The following is a 15304-nucleotide window of genomic DNA, read 5'->3' as shown; positions in this document are numbered from 1 at the left end:
AGATGGCGCAGGCCGAGCGCGACATGGCGCAGGCCGCGCTGCGCGGTGCCGATGCGCAACTGCTGCCCACGCTGTCGCTCAACGCGGCCGTCAACCGGGGGCTCGAATCGGGCGCGCGGCCCGCCGGCCAGTCGGCCAACGAAAGCACGTTCACCGTCAACTTCACCGCGCCGCTGTACGAAGGCGGGCGCAGCCAGGCCCGCCAGCGCGCTGCCGCGCACGCCGTCGAGGCGGCCGAGGCTGCGCTGGGCTATGCCGAGCTCAGCGTGCGCCAGCGGCTCGAAGACGCGCGCGTGCAGTCGCAAGGCCACGCGCTGCGCCTGCCCGTGCTCGCGGCGCGCGTGCACAGCACGCAGCGCACGCGCGACCTGTACCGCGAGCAGTACCTGCAGCTGGGCACGCGCTCGCTGCTCGACCTGCTCAATGCCGAGCAGGAGTTCCACGGCGCGCGCTTCGAACAGGCCGAGAGCGCACACGAAGTGCAGCGGCTCGCGGTCGAGTGCCTGTACCAGTCGGGCCGCCTGCGCGAGGCCTTCGGGCTGGTCGATGCGGGCGAGCTCGTCGCCGGAGGCCAGCCATGACCGCCACCACGATGCCCGAACTGTCCGCCGCGCGCGGCCCCGAGCTGCTCGCCGGCTGGGTCGATGCGGTGCTCGCCGTGGCCGCCCACTACCACCTCGACACCTCGCGCGAGCGCATCCGCGGCGCCGCCGCGTGGAGCGACCATGAAGACATCGGCGAGCGCGTGCGCCAGATGGCCCGCCAGGCCGGCCTCACCGTGCGCCAGGTCGCGCCGCGCCTGGACGCCCTGAGCCCCTGGCGCCTGCCCGTGGTGCTGCAGCTGCGCGACGGGCAGGTGGCCGTGGTCACCGCCATCTCGGCGCAGGGCCTGCGCGTGATGCTCGGTGGCGACCAGGGCGCGGAAACCGTCTGCACCGTGGACGAGCTGCAACCCGCCCTCGAAGCCATGGCCGTGCTGCGGCCCGCGCAATCGGCACCCGACTCGCGCGTGGACGCCTACATCCGCCCGGTGGAGCCGCACTGGCTGCGCCAGATCGTGCTGGCCGACTGGCGGCCCTACGCCCACATCCTCGTCGCGTCGCTGGCCTACAACCTCATGGCGCTGGCCGGCACGCTGTTCTCGATGCAGGTGTACGACCGCGTCGTGCCCGCGCAGTCGCTGCCCACGCTGCATGTGCTGTTCGGCGGCGTGCTGCTGTCGATCGCGTTCAGCTGGGTCATGCGCGGCGCGCGCATGCGCGTCACCGACGTGGTGGGCAAGCGCGCCGACCTGCGCATTTCGGACCGCGTGTTCGGCCACGCGCTGCGCGTGCGCGGCTCGGCACGCCCGCGCGCCACCGGCACCTTCATCTCGCAGCTGCGCGAGCTGGAGCCCGTGCGCGAAATGCTCACGTCGACCACCGTGGCGGCCGTGGCCGACCTGCCGTTCTTCTTCGTGTTCTGCGTGCTCTTCTGGTTCATTGCCGGCTGGCTCGTGCTCGTGCCGCTGGCCGCGTGCGTGCTGCTGATCGTGCCCAGCCTGCTGGCGCAGCCGCGCCTGCGCGCGCTGGCCCAGACGGGCATGCGCGAGTCGTCGCTGCGCAACGCCATGCTGGTCGAGGCCGTGCAGGGCATCGACGACATCAAGGGGCTGCAGGCCGAGCCGCGCTTCCAGAACCAGTGGAACCACTACAACGCCGTCAACGCCGACTCGGGCCTGCAACTGCGCGCGCTGCTCAACACCCTGAGCAACTGGACGCAGACCGTGCAGGGCGCCGCCTTCGCCTTCGTCGTGTTCTTCGGCGCGCCGCTCGTCATGGACGGCCACATGAGCACCGGTGTGCTCGTGGCCGCATCGATTTTGTCGACCCGCATGCTCGCGCCGCTGGCCGGCGTGACGCAGGTGCTCAACCGCTGGCAGCAGGCCAAGGTGGCCGGCGAAGCGCTCGACCAGCTCATGAAGCTGCCGGTCGACCACCCGCCCCACGAGACCCGCGTGCACCGGCCCGCCGTGCAGGGCGACTACACGCTGCGCGACGCCGTCTTCAGCCACGACGGCCAGACCACCGCGCTGCACGTGAAGGCGCTGCACATCGGCGCCGGCGAACGCATTGCCGTGCTCGGGCGCAACGGCGCGGGCAAGTCGACCTTGCTGCAGGCGCTGTCGGGCCTCATCGAACCGCGCGCGGGCAGCGTGCTGCTCGACGGCGTGTCGATGGCCCACATCGACCCCGCCGACGTGCGCCGCGACGTCGGGTTGCTCGCGCAGGACGCGCGCCTGTTCCACGGCACCCTGCGCGAGAACCTGCAGATGGGCACGCCCCACGCCACCGACGCCGAACTGGTGGCGGCCCTGCAGGCCACCGGCGCCTGGGCCTTCGTGCGTCGCCTGCCCACCGGGCTGGACCATCCACTGCTCGAAGGCGGGCGCGGCCTCTCGGGCGGACAACGCCAGAGCCTGCTGCTCGCGCGGCTCCTGCTGCGCCGCCCCGGCGTGCTGCTGCTCGACGAGCCCACCGCGTCGCTCGACGAAGTCGCCGAGCGCGAAGTGATCGAACACCTGCGCGCGCTGCCCGCCGGCCGCACGCTGGTGCTGGCCACGCACCGCCCGGCCGTGCTCGAAGCGGTCGACCGCATCCTCGTGGTGGACGGCGGCGCCGTTGTGCTCGACGGCCCGCGCGACCAGGTGATGGCGCGGCTGCGCCAGGGCGCGGTCGCCTCGCGCGAGGCCATGGCCTCCGCAGGCCGCAGCAAGGAGGGGCAGGCATGAACGCCGTGACATTGACCAAGGCGCAGGTGCAGGCCGCCGCGCAGGCACCGGCCGTATCCACCGCCACCGTGTGGGGCCCCGGCGGCGCCGACGACTTCGACGAAGCCCGCGCCAGCGGCTCCGCGCGCGTCGTGTGGTTCATCGCGCTCTTTCTGCTCGCCTTCTTCGTGTGGGCCTGGGTCTTCGAGATCGACGAGGTGTCCAGCGGCATGGGCAAGGTGATTCCCAGCTCGCGCGAGCAGCGCATCCAGTCGCTCGAAGGCGGCATCCTGGCCGAGTTGCGCGTGCACGAAGGCCAGATCGTCGAGAAGGGCCAGGTGCTCGCGCAGCTCGACCCCACGCGCGGCGAATCGAACGTGGAAGAAACCGCCGCGCGCTACCGCGCCGCCCTGGCCAGCAGCGTGCGCCTGCGCGCCGAGGTGCAAGGGCAGGGCAGCCTGCAGTTCCCCGCCGAACTGAAGGCCTACGCCCAACTGGTCGATTCCGAAAGCGCGCTCTTCCGCTCGCGCCAGGGCAGCCTGCGCGACACCGTGTCCGGCCTGGGCCAGGCGCTCGCGCTCGTGCGCAAGGAGCTCGACATCACGCGCTCGCTGCAGGTGAGCGGCGCGGCCAGCAACGTCGAGCTCATCCGCCTGCAACGCCAGGCCGCCGACCTGGAGCTGAAGATTGCCGAGGCGCGCGCCAACTACATGGTGCGCAGCCGCGAAGAACTGGCCAAGGCCGATGCCGAGGTCAAGTCGTTGTCGTCCGTGGTGCGCGGGCGCGCCGACTCGCTCGAGCGGCTTACCTTGAACTCGCCCGTGCGCGGCATCGTCAAGAGCTTGCAGGTCACCACCATCGGCGGCGTCGTGCCGCCCAACGGATCGCTGCTGACCCTGGTGCCGCTGGACGACCAGCTGCTGGTCGAGGCGCGCATCTCGCCGCGCGACATCGCCTTCATGCGGCCCGGGCAGGAGGCGCAGATCAAGATCACCGCCTACGACTACGCCGTGTACGGCGGCCTCAAGGGCCGCGTGGTGACCATCGCGCCCGACACCCAGCGCGACGAGGTCAAGCCCGAGATCGTGTACTACCCCGTGCTCGTGCGCACCGACTCCGACGCGCTCACCGACAAGGCCGGCCGCCGCATGCCCATCGTGCCCGGCATGGTGACCACCGCCGACATCCGCACCGGCCGCAAGACCGTGTGGGACTACCTGACCAAGCCGCTGAACAAGGCGCGCGAAGCCATGCGCGAGCGCTGACCCGCGCGCGCTCATCTCTCCCCGCAAACCCATCCGACACCCATCCGACCCAAGAGGACGCTAGCCATGAAAACCACCCCGCACGCATCCCCCGCCGCTGCCGCCTTCGTGCTCGCCGCCGCGCTGCTCGGCGCCGCCGCTCCTGCGGTGGCACGCGACAACCCCGTGGACCCCGTGAGCAACCCCGACAAGCTCGACTACCGCGACGTCGAGGCGCGCCGCCCCGACTTCAAGGAGCCCTTTCTGCGCGACGGCGTCGTGTCGCGGCCCGAGCGTTTTCGCGAGATCAAGCCCGGCCTCAACCAGGCCCAGGTGCTCGCCGTGCTCGGGCAGGCCCTGAAGCAACAGCGCGGCGCGCTCGGCACCGAGTGGGACTACCACTTCAAGTTCCAGATGCCCCAGTCGGCCAACTACCTCGTGTGCCAGTACAAGGTCGTGTTCGACGACAGCCAGGCCGTGCGCAGCGCCGTGTGGCGCCGCCGCCAATGCCTGGACCTGCTGCCGCGCTGAGCCGCAACGCCGGCCCGCAGCCCATGCCTCGCGATTCCAAGCGCGCGCCCCGTCCCTACGAGGCCTTCGTGTACGGCAACTCCGCCGACGAGCCCACGCGGCTGGCCGAGCGTTGCCTGGAGGTGATCGAGGGCACGCTCAAAAGCGTCGACCGCGTCGTGGCCTGCCTGCGTGCCGCCGAGCTGGAACACGGCATCGGCATCGCGGCCATGACGCGCGCACAGATCGCCGACGCCGCCGATTGGCACCGCGCCAAACTGCAGGGCCTGCTGGCCGTGAAGCTGCAGCTCACGAACCGCGGCGGCGACATCCATCTGGTGGACGACCTGCACCTGGTCGTGCGGCTCAAGTCGCGCCTCACCGCGCCCGGCGGCTTTCTGCCGGAGCTGTACCACCTCATGCCCCATGGCTGACGTGGACGACGCGGCCCTCGCGGTGGATGCGGTCCGCTGCATGGGGCGTTGTCTTCTTCCTGCGTTGAACGACGACGCCCCCACGGCCGCCCCGGGAGGCGCGCCGTGATCCGCCGCACCAAGCGCTTTCGCAAGAACCTCTACCGGTTGAGCGACGTGGCGCTGTGGCTGCTCCTTGCGCTCTTCCTTGCGCTGGCGGCCGACGCGCTGCCGGCTCGAGGGGTCAGCCAGGACCACCACGACAGCGAAGCCGAGCGCGCCACGCACGCGCACTAGCTGGCGGCCGGCCCCGCACCGAGTCTTGCTTCGCTCCGCCTCCGGTAAAGCAGAAAAACCGGGGCACCTCAGATATCTCGTCGATTCGAGAAATCGTCGACGAATTCTTTTCTCTTGCGCAGCTTCGCTTCTCTACAGTGAATGCCCCCGCGACAAGACGGCCCGCTGTAGCGGCCGACGAACCCCGTGAAAGGAACGCCTTCTCCCCATGCATCCATTGATCGATTGACGAGCGAATGAACCGCCTTGCCTCACGGCGGGTGTCGCTGCCTCTTTGTGAAGCAGCGACACGAATGTGAGGCACAAAAGGCGACGGCCAGGGTGCGTGAACACCCTGACCGTCTGACCACATGACGTGCATTACTTTGGAAAGAGAGCACACCAAATGGCTGATCGAATTATGGCCGGGCGTTCCACGCCCCAATCTCCCCGCCGCACACGCGGCGCGACCCCTTCGTCCACCCCCACAGGCGAAGACGCCCGAGACCTCCTCGAAATCAAACTGGCCCAGTTGAACTCCCTGCTGTGGTGCTGCTACGGCGACGGCAATGGGTGGTTCGAGGAAGCCGGAGAGAAACACCGGGATCACATGCTGTGGATCGCGGCGGATCTGGCGCGGGAGGCGGAGAGGTTGTTGGGGGAGAGTGGGAAGGGGTAGGGGAGTTGGGTGGCCGCCGCGTCTTTGTGACCGGTGGCAGTTCACTTCCCCATGTCCTTCATTCAGTGCGACAAGGTGCGAGAGTCGTCGGCTTCTCAATCGAGGGGGCGACCGCTTTGCAGCGAAGGCAGGCATTTCTAACCCAGCCTCTCAATGCCCGCTTCTAGCGGCATAGGAGTGCCATTTTTGATCCTCGAAATTTTTTCGAGCATCGGAGTTCACAAGCTCCCGTACTAGCACTGCATCTAGTTGCTCGACGCTGAGGTGGTGTCCTTTGGACACGAAGACTGCGGTCAGGGTTTGGCACCTGTCCAGTGCGTCGAACACCGTGATACATTTCGCAAAACCTACGGAGGGGTGGTGGTTTACATCGATAACGCTTGCATTGAGCGGCATGGGCAACGGTGGTCTCATCTTGTCGCGGACAGTCTGAATGAGCTGCACAACTTTGCGGCATTACTGGCGCTGCCTCGCAGATGGTTTCATGCAGCTGCCAAGTATCCACACTACGACATTACAGCCCCCGTGCGCCTGCAAGCGTTGCTCGTTGGGGCTCAGCCTGGAACTCGGCGTCAAGTCATTGCGTGCGCCAAAGCCTTGAGGGCGGAAGCCAACGCGACACAAGATCGGGCGCGTCAGCAATTTGGTTTGTTCGACTGAGTAGAAAAGGCGAACGACCTCATGTACATCAGGGCGGAGACTCTCGACGATCTGCTCGCTAAGGTGTTCAGGCGTCTCTTGACCCGAGGTGCTCGCATCGAACCGACTAAAGGCCCTGCGACCGAACTCTCAGGGATGCTCCTCAAACTCGATGCTCCTCGAGCGAGATTGAGCAGAACGGAGGCGCGCGGAATCCTATTCAGCTGTCTTGGCGAGTGGCTGTGGTACCTAAAGGGTACTAACAGGCTGGACTTCATTCAGTACTACCTGAGCGGGTACGACCGCTACTCGGATGACAAGAAGACAATCTTCGGCGGTTATGGTCCGCGCATCTTCGGAGCCGAAGATCAAGCGCAGATTCACAGGATTGTCGAGCTACTGAAGCGCAAGCCCGATTCGCGTCAAGCCGTAGTGCAAATCTTTGATCGCAAGGACTTGCTCGAAGAGCATCTGGACATCCCCTGTACTTGCACCTTGCAGTTCATGATTCGAGATCGGCGACTCAATATGCTGACCTCGATGCGATCAAACGATGCATACCTGGGTTTACCGCACGACGTTTTCGCTTTCACGATGTTGCAAGAGCTCGTCGCCCGTTCGATTGGCGTAGAGCTCGGCCATTACAAGCACTTTGTCGGAAGCCTGCACCTCTATGAGCGGGACTTCGAAAAAGCGTGGGCCTATCTGGAAGAAGGGTGGCAACTGCGAGTACCCATGCCACCAATGCCTGAGGGCTCTCCATGGCCAGCCGTCGCCAAGGTGCTCAGATGCGAGGCTTCCTTGCGTCGAGGGCGACCTCTTCAGGATCAGATCTCAGACTTGAACCCATATTGGCAAGACCTCATTCGAGTCCTCCAGATATTCGCTCTGAGCAAGGCACCTGGAAGTCAGGGTCAGATCCGGCATCTCAAGTCAAAGATGTCTTCGGAGGTGTATGGCCTTTACATCCGCAAGCGAATCAATGGACTTGTCGGTCCTCGAGATCAGTTGGAGATCTTTGAAGACCATCTTGCCTGAACAGGCGTCACCGACGGAGGAACTGTGAAGACCCGCGACAGAGAAAAGCTAGCGAAGCAGCTGGACAGGAAACTTACGAAGTTCCATGAGGAAGAGTACGCCCTGACAGGAGTGGTGCCCGTCAACAATCGATGGGCTTTTGTCGAGCAAGTCATCGACAGCATTCGACGAGTCGAGTATGTCAGGAAGATTCGCGAAATGGAGCACAGCCCCCAGCGACTGGAGGGCTCCAGTCCGATGTTCGACCCGCTCCGCGGTGCAGTTCTGAAGGCCAGAGAAGGAGACATGGAGGAAGCGTTCTGGCTAGTATTTCTTTCCACGCATTGTGGAAAAAATCTCACCACCGGCTGGCGTCTATGCGGCGATATCTATGGCTCACTTGGTCAAGGTAAGCCTTGGAGTTGGCAACGGGTTGCAAAGAATGTGGGGGCCTTTCAGAGTTGGCTTGACCAAAACTACGAATCGCTACAAGGTCACTTCGGGAACCACAGAAAATACGAATCGGTGAAACCTGGGGGTAAGGGCACTGGAGCAGTGGTTGCGAGCTATGTTTCCTGGATCAAGGCTGGTGGCTCGCACGAGGCGCGGATCGCGAGAGCGGTTGGACAGGCAAAAGGAAACCCAAGAGTTGCCTTCGCGATCCTGTACTGGGAAATGCACGACGTCTTGAGATTCGGTCGCGTCGGTTGCTTCGACTATCTGACCATGCTGGCAAAGCTCGATCTCGCACCGATTGAAGCCGACTCCACCTATCTGGTAGACAAGGCGACGGGGCCAACTCGGGGAGCCCGCCTACTTTTCGACGGTCAGATTGACTCAAGCACGAGCCCGAAATTGCTCGATGAAAAATTGGCCCGCCTAGGCACCGCACTCAAGGTCGATATGCAGGTTCTCGAGGATTCGGTGTGCAACTGGCAAAAAAGCCCAAGCGCGTATCAGCTCTTTCGAGGCTAGGCTTTAGGCCATTCAAACCGCCTCTTGAGGTAATTGAGTCGATCACGGCGAACTAAGCCTAGGTGCTGTAACTGGCCCACCAGAATGCCCGGCGAGATGCCGAGATCGTGCGCCAAGCGCAAGACCCGTTTTGGATCGGTGCCGACGGTTGAGAGCTTGTCTCGCCATTGTGGCGGGACCAACAAGTCGGCGGCGAATGCGTTCGCTTGCTCCTCCTCGATGCTTTGAAGGCCACCTGATCCATTCTCAAGGAAGAGGCGCCCTTCATGAAGCAACAGATGCGCGCACTCATGGAAGAACGTAAACCAAAAATGATCATCCGACAGGTAGCGAAAGCTCACCTGGAGCACTGCCTTCTGTGCAGAAAGGAAGCGGGTTGCGCCGCTCGCCGGGCATCCCCTAGGCGTACGCACGACGACAAATGCAACCCCATGGTTCGCGCAAGCATCTGTCAATGCAGGAATAAATCGGTCCGGCTCCCGGAGCCTCGATAGTCGCTTGAGGTCGGGAAGTGACTTAGCGAAACTATCGCTTGACCAAGGCTTGCATCGAATGCTTTGGGCTTCCAGTTCGCCTTGTCTGAGCCAAGTTGCGATGGATGCAGCATCAGCCGCAAACACGGGCGATGAGCGAAAAGCGGTCAACCCGGCCTCATCGGACATCCAGGTCGTGCGCCACTCGTCAACGCTCGTGACACCAAAAAAATCGAAAGCTGTTCGAATTTTCTCGGAGATCTCCGCTGCCCCGGACACCCATCCATATCGCACCATGTCTGCAATCGGAAGAGAGCGAACCCACCCTTTTCCTTCCGCTTGCAACTTGGCAACGTCATCAAGGTACTGCTGATCACGATCAACCCAGAACTTGCTGGTTAATCCGAGCGTTTGTGAAATCAGTGCGGCCAGTGATGCAGTGATGCGCCGTTCTCCACGAAGGAGTTGCACCGTCTCTTCCACGGTCAGCCCAATTGCAGCGCGGAGCTGATCGAATGAAATCTTCCGGGCACTCATCAGATCAGTGATCGTGGCCCCGGGCGGACACGCCCACTTTGGGAGGAATGGAGCTAGATCAGACATTTTTCTTCTCGATCCTGAGCAGCTTCAATCTGGAAATCTTCGCCCACTCCAGCGCGCTATTTGCGGCGAGTCTTGTCGGAAGAACAGCTTCGGCAACAAGCACATGTGTTTCTCCAAGCGGGATGTGGAGTCGACCGGCCACCGTTGGATCCGGGTGGATGTTTAGCCCCATTTCGAACAAAGACGCTGCAGAGTCGAGAACTCGCAGATCAGCAAGTCGCCCCATCAAGCTCATTGCAGCACTCTCACCGAGCGAACGTTTGGCGACATGATTGCTCTCGCACTGTGTTCGAAGTTCACGCGAGGAAAACGCTACTTCCATTCTTTTTTTACTCGCACTCCCTGTTCACGAGGCCGCTACATCTTCTTGAAAGACGATTGATTCCGGTATCCGTCCTCGACATCGGTCGATTAGCTGGCAAGTGTAGATTGGTTGTGTGGGTAGCAGCAAGCTGCAGTCATTGGCTGCGCGTAGAGGCTTGGGGCTGCAAGTAGCAGGCGAGAGCATGAATTGGGGGGCGGCAATGTATGAGTAGCTCGGAGGTCGAGTGATGAGTTGTTCTGCCCAATCACCTTGAACCAATGCCATCAGCAGCCCGTGTGAACGGAATGTCGCCGAAGAGCATCAACTTCTTCGTCCCAATTCGGCCGAGATGTAAGACCGCTCGCGGTCCGACAGCGGTCGGCCAACTGTGGGAGATCGGACGACAGCAACCAGTCCGAATCGGGCCACGGCTACGCGACGATGGTGGACGGCCATCACGTCTGCCATGAAAGTCAGCAGATGACTAAACGCTAGCACTAGGTGAGTGTTGAGGCCTTCTCGGTAGAGACGCCAAAACTATGTGCTAGCGATCCGCCGGAGGCCAGATTGGTACTGCCCGCGTAGGCTCGCAATACCGCACGGTCTTGTCTGCGAAGTTCTCCCGCCACTTTTCGATCGTTGCAGGCAACTTGTCTCGTGCCTCTAGCACGTTGGTGAAGTAGCGCACGCAATTCGCCTCTGAATCTACGTAAGCTGCCCACATCTGCCCCGACTGCTCGAATATGACGATGCTTTCCATTTGGGTGTAAAGGCCTGCTACACCGCCCCAAACAACCGTTTGCCCCTCCCCATCGGCGCTTTCACCCAAACCAATGTCCGACGTGCATTCCCGCATAGCGCCCATGTGCTCGCCGACAAGCTGGTAGAGGCGCGCCAATTCCAGTTCGTTCATGAGGCCTCTTTCGAACCAGGGCTCGGTCTCATGGGAGTAGCGTCCGCCGAAATGAGCCCGCATGCCGCCCCAGTAGGAACAGCGAGCTGCCTCTTCGATCTCGATCGCGCGCCCGGCCTCACCGTGCTTGCGCCGAAAGACGAGTTCGCCGACTGGTTCGTCCGGCCCATTGGCTACCCTCGCGTATGCAAGATCGTGTGAGAGAAGCCTCGCATATGACGTTATGTGCCCTTGGTGTGCTCCGTTGAAAACCGCGAGATCGAAAAGGAACCCGCGTGGGCCGACTTCTCTGATAAACAAGTTGCCGCCCGCCATTTCATTCCAGCGTGAGGTCCAGCGTCCCCACCAGACCGGCGCACTCGGTCCCGAGGGAAGATTGCCTACTTCATCGGTAGTAAGTGCGCTGCGGAGAGCCGTTTCAAGTCGACCTTGCAGCAGGGCGCGCGCTTCAGCGCGGTTGTCCGCATCGGCCTTGTGATACACAACCGTCCGGCGGCCCCGGAGGTCAAACGGCAACAGCTCCGGTCCGCCATAGGCTCCGTTCTGCACAAGGATGACGTTCTCCCACCCTAGCTCCGCGATCGCATAGCCGAGCTCTACCAGAACGTTTGGATTCGGACTCGGACGGGCCGCGCCCGCATTCATGATGCTTACGTCGGCAACGAAAACATCGCTTACTGCGATCTTGGCCAGGATGCTGTTAGCGATGTCTGGAGACCCCGCTAGGTTTGCGGTGTCACGGTCAAGCACCGCTTGAATCCCGGCATCTCGGTCTCGGCCGATGGCACGAATTGCACGGTCCAAACTCTCCTGAATGAGATTCCGGTTACCTGCGGAGGGAAGATCCGACTGCCATGAGTAAAAGACGATTCGCTGCATGGTGGGGCTCTCGGGCGACGATAGATCACTGATCGTAGCGCCCGTAAGCTGTGCGATGCGGCCTTGCTGCCCCTCAGTGGGGCCGGGCTGTTCGAAGTAGTCCTTCGGAGGCGGGCACACCTGAAAGCCATCGCTTTTCAGCGATGAATTTCCGACACTCGCGTCTCACCTCTGCGGCATATCCTTAACCGAATACCCCAAACTCACAGTCGCATCCTCCGGAATCCCCGGCATCGTCGCATTCCACGCCTGCCACTGCGCCCGCATCACCTCCAGCCGCTGCGGCTCCTTCTTCCCCAGGTTCGCGCGTTCGCGCTCATCGGCCGGAATGTTGAACAGGTACTCGTTGCCGTCGACCTTCAGGTACTTCCAGTCGCCGTCGCGCATGGCTTCCTGACCGCGGTGGTTCATGCGCCAGTGCAGCGGGCGGCGGAAGGTGTGGGTAGCGTCTTTCAGCACGGGCATGAGCGACACGCCATCGAGCGGGTACGCCGCGTCGGCCTTCACGCCGGCGGCGTCGAGCATGGTGGCCGACCAGTCCATGGTCATGCACAGCTGGGTGCTCTCGCCGCCCTTGGCGATCACCTTCGGCCAGTGCGCGATCCATGGCACGCGGATGCCGCCTTCGGTCAGGTCCATCTTGCCGCCGACCAGCGGCCAGTTGTCCGAGAAGCGCTCGCCGCCGTTGTCGCTGGTGAACACGACGAGGGTGTTGTCGGCCATGCCGTGCTTTTCGAGCGCGGCCATGATCCAGCCGATGCCCTCGTCCATGTGATGGATCATGCGGCGGTACACATGGATGTTGCCGCCCGACAGGTCGAACAGGTTGTCCTTCACGAGCGGCGCCTTGTCGGCGTCGTCGCGGGTTTCCCACGGCCAGTGGGGGGCGGTGTAGTGCAGGCTCAGGAAGAAGGGCGCCTCTTGCGTGCCCATGCGCTCGACGTAGTCGACGGCGCGCTTGGAGAGCACGTCGGTCAGGTAGCCCTCGTCGTCCTTGTGCTCTTCTTCGCCGTACCAGAGGTCGTGGCGGCCGGCTGAATCGCAGTGGGTGAAGTAGTCGACGCCGCCCGACATGGGGCCGAAGAACTCTTCATACCCCGAGCGCAGCGGGCCGAAGCTGGGCGGGTAGCCCAGGTGCCACTTGCCGATGAGCGCGGTCTTGTAGCCGCTGTCTTTCAGCAGCGACGGCAGGGTGGGGTGCTCGGTGGGCAGGCCCAGCGTGGTGCTGCCGCGGCTGCGGCTGTTGATGGGCTCTTCGGCCGCGCCGCGCAGGCGGTACTGATACCGCGCGGTGATCATCGCGAAGCGCGTGGGCGAGCACACGGGCGAGTTCGAGTAGCCCTGCGTGAGCTTCAAACCGTTGGCGGCCAGGCCGTCGAGCACGGGCGACACGCGGCCGAAGGGCGCATCGCGGCCGCCGTAGCAGCCGAGGTCGGCATAGCCGAGGTCGTCGGCCACGATGAAGATGATGTTGGGGCGGGTGCTGCTGCGTGTCGTCATAGGTCGCTGAGAGGTTTTTCGATCAGGGCTGGTAGCCGGATTCCTGCACCACGGGCGCCCACTGCGCCTTGTAGGCCTTGAGCATCGCGGCGGTCTGCGCCTGGGTGCTCACCACCGGCGTCATGCCGGCGTCCTTGAACTTGCGTTGGGTGTCGGGGTCTTGCATCACGGCGTGGATGGTGGTGGCCAGGCGTTCGACTTTCTCCTTGGGCATGCTGGCCGGCGCGAAGAAGGCGTTCCAGCCGGTGGCGGCGAGGTCGAGGCCGGCTTCCTTGAAGGTCGGAATGGTGGGCGCGAAGGGCGAGCGCTTTTCGCCCGACAGCGCCAGGATGCGCAGCTTGCCGGCGGTGTGCTGCGGCAGCACGACGTCTTCGGTGTCGACGGCAATGGGCACCTGGCCGCCGATCAAGTCGTTCAGCAGCGGGGCCGAGCCGCGGTAGCCAATCACCTGGGTCTGCACCTTGGCCTTCTCGCCCACCATGAGGCCGAAGAAGTGCGGCAGGCTGCCGGTGGCGGGCACGCCCACGTTGGCCTGCTGCGGGTTGGCGCGCATCCATGCGAGCAAATGGTTCAGCTCGCGCACGGGCAGGGTGGGCGACACGGCCAGCGCAAAGTCGTAGGCGTTGACGTGCGACACGGGCACGAAGTCGCGCTCGGCGTCGTAGCCGTTGTCCTTGAAGACGAGCGGCGCCACCACCATCACGGCGGGGTTGGCGAGCATCAGCACGTTCTGGTTGGCGGGCGTGGCCTTGGCCTGCTGCGCGGCCAGGCGGCCGCCCGCGCCGGGCTTGTTGTCGACGATGACCGGCACGCCGAGCTGGGCTGCGAGCTTGTCGCCCACGATGCGCGCCACGCGGTCGGTGGCGCCGCCGGGCGCGTAGCCGACGACGATGCGCAGCGGGCTGTCGAGTGCGGCTTGGGCGGCCTGTGCGCGCGCGAGCGTGGGGGCGGCGATGGCCGCCACGAGGCCGGCCATGGCCAGCACGGTGGCGAGACGGCGGCGGGCCGGGTTGAAGGAAGAAGCGAAAGCGGGGAGGGCGCGCGGGGTCATGAAGGGTGTGTCCTTGGTGTCGATCGGTCGGTCAGTCATTGGCCTGGAAGTTCACGGCCTTCATGATGCCGGCCCAGCGGGCAATGTCTTCGCGCATGGTCTTCACGAGCGCTTCGGGGCCGTCGGCCACGGGGTACATGCCGTTCTGCAGCAGCAGCTGGCGCACGTCGCGCGAGTTCACGGCGCGGATGATTTCGGTGCGCAGTTTCTCGGCGGTGGCGGGCGGCGTCTTCAGCGGCGCGTAGTAGGCGAACCACGCGGTGGCCACCACGTCCTTGTAGCCACTCTCCACGAAGCTGGGCAGCTGCGGCATGAGCGGCGAGCGCTTGTCGCCGCTGGTGGCCAGCACTTTCACGCGGCCGGTGGGCAGCATCTGCTGCGCACCGCCGATGGTGTCGAAGTACACGGGCACGGTGCCGCCCATCACGTCCTGGCGCGCGGGCGTGGAGCCGCGGTAGGGCACGTGCACCATCTTCAGACCGGCCGCGCGGTTGAGCATTTCGCCCAGGAAGTGCGAGGGCGTGCCGGCGCCGTACGAGCCGAAGCTGACCTTGTCGCCCTGCGCCTTGGCCCAGGTGATGAACTCGGCCAGGGTGTTGGCGGGCACGTCCTTGTGCACGGTGAGCGCCAGCTCGAAGCGCGCGGCGTTCACCAGCGGCACGAAGTCCTTGATGGGGTCGTACGACAGGTTGCGATAGGCGCTGGGGAACATGGTCATCATGCTCGCGGTGCCCAGCAGCAGGGTGTGGCCGTCGGGCGCTGCGGTCTTCACGGCCTCCACGGCAATGCGGCCGGCCGCGCCGGAGCGGTTGTCGATGATGAGCGGGCCGAGCGAATCGCGCACCTGGTGGGCAATGGCGCGGGTCAGCACGTCTTGCGTGCCGCCGGCGGGCACGCCGATGAGCACCTTGATCGGCTGGCCGGGGGTGAAGGCGGCGGGCTGCTGCTGCGCGAACGCAAGCGGTGCGAAGGATGCAAGGGGGGCAAGGGCCAGCCCGCCAAGGGTGGTCAGGGTGCGGCGGCGGGTCGGGTCGGGAAGCTGGGGCATCGTCAATCTCTCCGGGGTCTCGTTCGGCGTT

At 64.4% G+C, this 15304-nt stretch carries 15 protein-coding genes; 9 read left to right on the top strand and 6 right to left on the bottom strand.

The features are described from left to right. The 9 genes from VBO01S_RS21720 to VBO01S_RS32460 form a co-directional block, all read left to right on the top strand. A partial coding sequence (locus tag VBO01S_RS21720; RefSeq protein WP_169805074.1) for a TolC family protein occupies positions 1–581 on the top strand: 581 nt, incomplete at its 5' end. Continuing rightward, a complete protein-coding gene (locus tag VBO01S_RS21715) occupies positions 578–2770 on the top strand; it encodes a type I secretion system permease/ATPase (RefSeq protein ID WP_062479203.1) in 2193 nt (730 codons plus the stop codon). The genes VBO01S_RS21720 and VBO01S_RS21715, both read left to right, overlap by 4 nt. Continuing rightward, a complete protein-coding gene (locus tag VBO01S_RS21710) occupies positions 2767–4014 on the top strand; it encodes a beta-barrel domain-containing protein (RefSeq protein WP_062479200.1) in 1248 nt (415 codons plus the stop codon). The genes VBO01S_RS21715 and VBO01S_RS21710 overlap by 4 nt, the downstream gene beginning before the upstream one ends. Before the next feature lie 66 nt (positions 4015–4080). Further along, the gene (gene bamE, locus VBO01S_RS21705) at positions 4081–4524 is read left to right on the top strand and encodes an outer membrane protein assembly factor BamE domain-containing protein (protein WP_062479197.1); all 444 of its coding nucleotides are present in this window, start codon (positions 4081–4083) and stop codon (positions 4522–4524) included. A gap of 23 nt (positions 4525–4547) precedes the next feature. Next, positions 4548–4937, top strand: a complete 390-nt coding sequence (locus tag VBO01S_RS21700; protein ID WP_157627414.1) for a hypothetical protein — start codon at positions 4548–4550, stop codon at positions 4935–4937. A gap of 105 nt (positions 4938–5042) precedes the next feature. Next, positions 5043–5213, top strand: a complete 171-nt coding sequence (locus VBO01S_RS32465; RefSeq protein ID WP_157627413.1) for a hypothetical protein — start codon at positions 5043–5045, stop codon at positions 5211–5213. 922 nt (positions 5214–6135) lie between these two features. Next, the gene (locus VBO01S_RS31920) at positions 6136–6531 is read left to right on the top strand and encodes a DUF4031 domain-containing protein (protein WP_306301675.1); all 396 of its coding nucleotides are present in this window, start codon (positions 6136–6138) and stop codon (positions 6529–6531) included. Between the two features lie 21 nt (positions 6532–6552). Then, the gene (locus tag VBO01S_RS21690; protein ID WP_062479188.1) at positions 6553–7548 is read left to right on the top strand and encodes a thymidylate synthase; all 996 of its coding nucleotides are present in this window, start codon (positions 6553–6555) and stop codon (positions 7546–7548) included. A gap of 24 nt (positions 7549–7572) precedes the next feature. Next, positions 7573–8502: an alpha-glutamyl/putrescinyl thymine pyrophosphorylase clade 3 protein gene (locus VBO01S_RS32460; protein ID WP_157627412.1), complete on the top strand. Its 930-nt coding sequence runs from the start codon at positions 7573–7575 to the stop codon at positions 8500–8502. Here the strand turns inward: VBO01S_RS32460 and VBO01S_RS31915 are convergent. The 6 genes from VBO01S_RS31915 to VBO01S_RS21660 form a co-directional block, all read right to left on the bottom strand. Beyond that, positions 8499–9512, bottom strand: coding sequence for an ImmA/IrrE family metallo-endopeptidase (locus VBO01S_RS31915; RefSeq protein ID WP_169805073.1), 1014 nt, complete (start codon positions 9510–9512; stop codon positions 8499–8501). The two genes, VBO01S_RS32460 and VBO01S_RS31915, sit on opposite strands and share 4 nt — an antisense overlap. A 58-nt stretch (positions 9513–9570) precedes the next feature. Then, positions 9571–9900, bottom strand: coding sequence for a hypothetical protein (locus tag VBO01S_RS32455; protein WP_157627411.1), 330 nt, complete (start codon positions 9898–9900; stop codon positions 9571–9573). Positions 9901–10426: 526 nt separating this feature from the next. Further along, positions 10427–11674, bottom strand: a complete 1248-nt coding sequence (locus VBO01S_RS32450) for a hypothetical protein (RefSeq protein ID WP_157627410.1) — start codon at positions 11672–11674, stop codon at positions 10427–10429. Positions 11675–11839: 165 nt separating this feature from the next. Beyond that, on the bottom strand, positions 11840–13174 hold the full coding sequence (locus tag VBO01S_RS21670; protein ID WP_062479177.1) for a sulfatase family protein: 1335 nt from the start codon (positions 13172–13174) through the stop codon (positions 11840–11842). Positions 13175–13196: 22 nt separating this feature from the next. Beyond that, on the bottom strand, positions 13197–14150 hold the full coding sequence (locus tag VBO01S_RS21665; protein ID WP_157627415.1) for a Bug family tripartite tricarboxylate transporter substrate binding protein: 954 nt from the start codon (positions 14148–14150) through the stop codon (positions 13197–13199). A gap of 106 nt (positions 14151–14256) precedes the next feature. Beyond that, on the bottom strand, positions 14257–15273 hold the full coding sequence (locus VBO01S_RS21660; protein WP_062479175.1) for a Bug family tripartite tricarboxylate transporter substrate binding protein: 1017 nt from the start codon (positions 15271–15273) through the stop codon (positions 14257–14259). Positions 15274–15304: the final 31 nt, after the last annotated feature.

Origin of the sequence: Variovorax boronicumulans NBRC 103145, from assembly GCF_001591345.1 — a bacterium.
Taxonomy (GTDB): Bacteria; Pseudomonadota; Gammaproteobacteria; order Burkholderiales; family Burkholderiaceae_C; genus Variovorax; species Variovorax boronicumulans.
This window is presented reverse-complemented; position numbering and strand designations above follow the sequence as displayed.

Bases quoted from the DNA above. Each gene is read 5' to 3' on its own strand.
- bamE (WP_062479197.1), top strand. From the start codon at position 4,081: ATGAAAACCACCCCGCACGCATCCCCCGCCGCTGCCGCCTTCGTGCTC.
- VBO01S_RS21665 (WP_157627415.1), bottom strand. From the start codon at position 14,150: ATGGCCGGCCTCGTGGCGGCCATCGCCGCCCCCACGCTCGCGCGCGCA.
- VBO01S_RS32450 (WP_157627410.1), bottom strand. From the start codon at position 11,674: ATGCAGCGAATCGTCTTTTACTCATGGCAGTCGGATCTTCCCTCCGCA.
- VBO01S_RS31915 (WP_169805073.1), bottom strand. From the start codon at position 9,512: ATGAGTGCCCGGAAGATTTCATTCGATCAGCTCCGCGCTGCAATTGGG.
- VBO01S_RS21690 (WP_062479188.1), top strand. From the start codon at position 6,553: ATGTACATCAGGGCGGAGACTCTCGACGATCTGCTCGCTAAGGTGTTC.
- VBO01S_RS21710 (WP_062479200.1), top strand. From the start codon at position 2,767: ATGAACGCCGTGACATTGACCAAGGCGCAGGTGCAGGCCGCCGCGCAG.
- VBO01S_RS21700 (WP_157627414.1), top strand. From the start codon at position 4,548: ATGCCTCGCGATTCCAAGCGCGCGCCCCGTCCCTACGAGGCCTTCGTG.
- VBO01S_RS32455 (WP_157627411.1), bottom strand. From the start codon at position 9,900: ATGGAAGTAGCGTTTTCCTCGCGTGAACTTCGAACACAGTGCGAGAGC.
- VBO01S_RS21715 (WP_062479203.1), top strand. From the start codon at position 578: ATGACCGCCACCACGATGCCCGAACTGTCCGCCGCGCGCGGCCCCGAG.
- VBO01S_RS21670 (WP_062479177.1), bottom strand. From the start codon at position 13,174: ATGACGACACGCAGCAGCACCCGCCCCAACATCATCTTCATCGTGGCC.
- VBO01S_RS21660 (WP_062479175.1), bottom strand. From the start codon at position 15,273: ATGCCCCAGCTTCCCGACCCGACCCGCCGCCGCACCCTGACCACCCTT.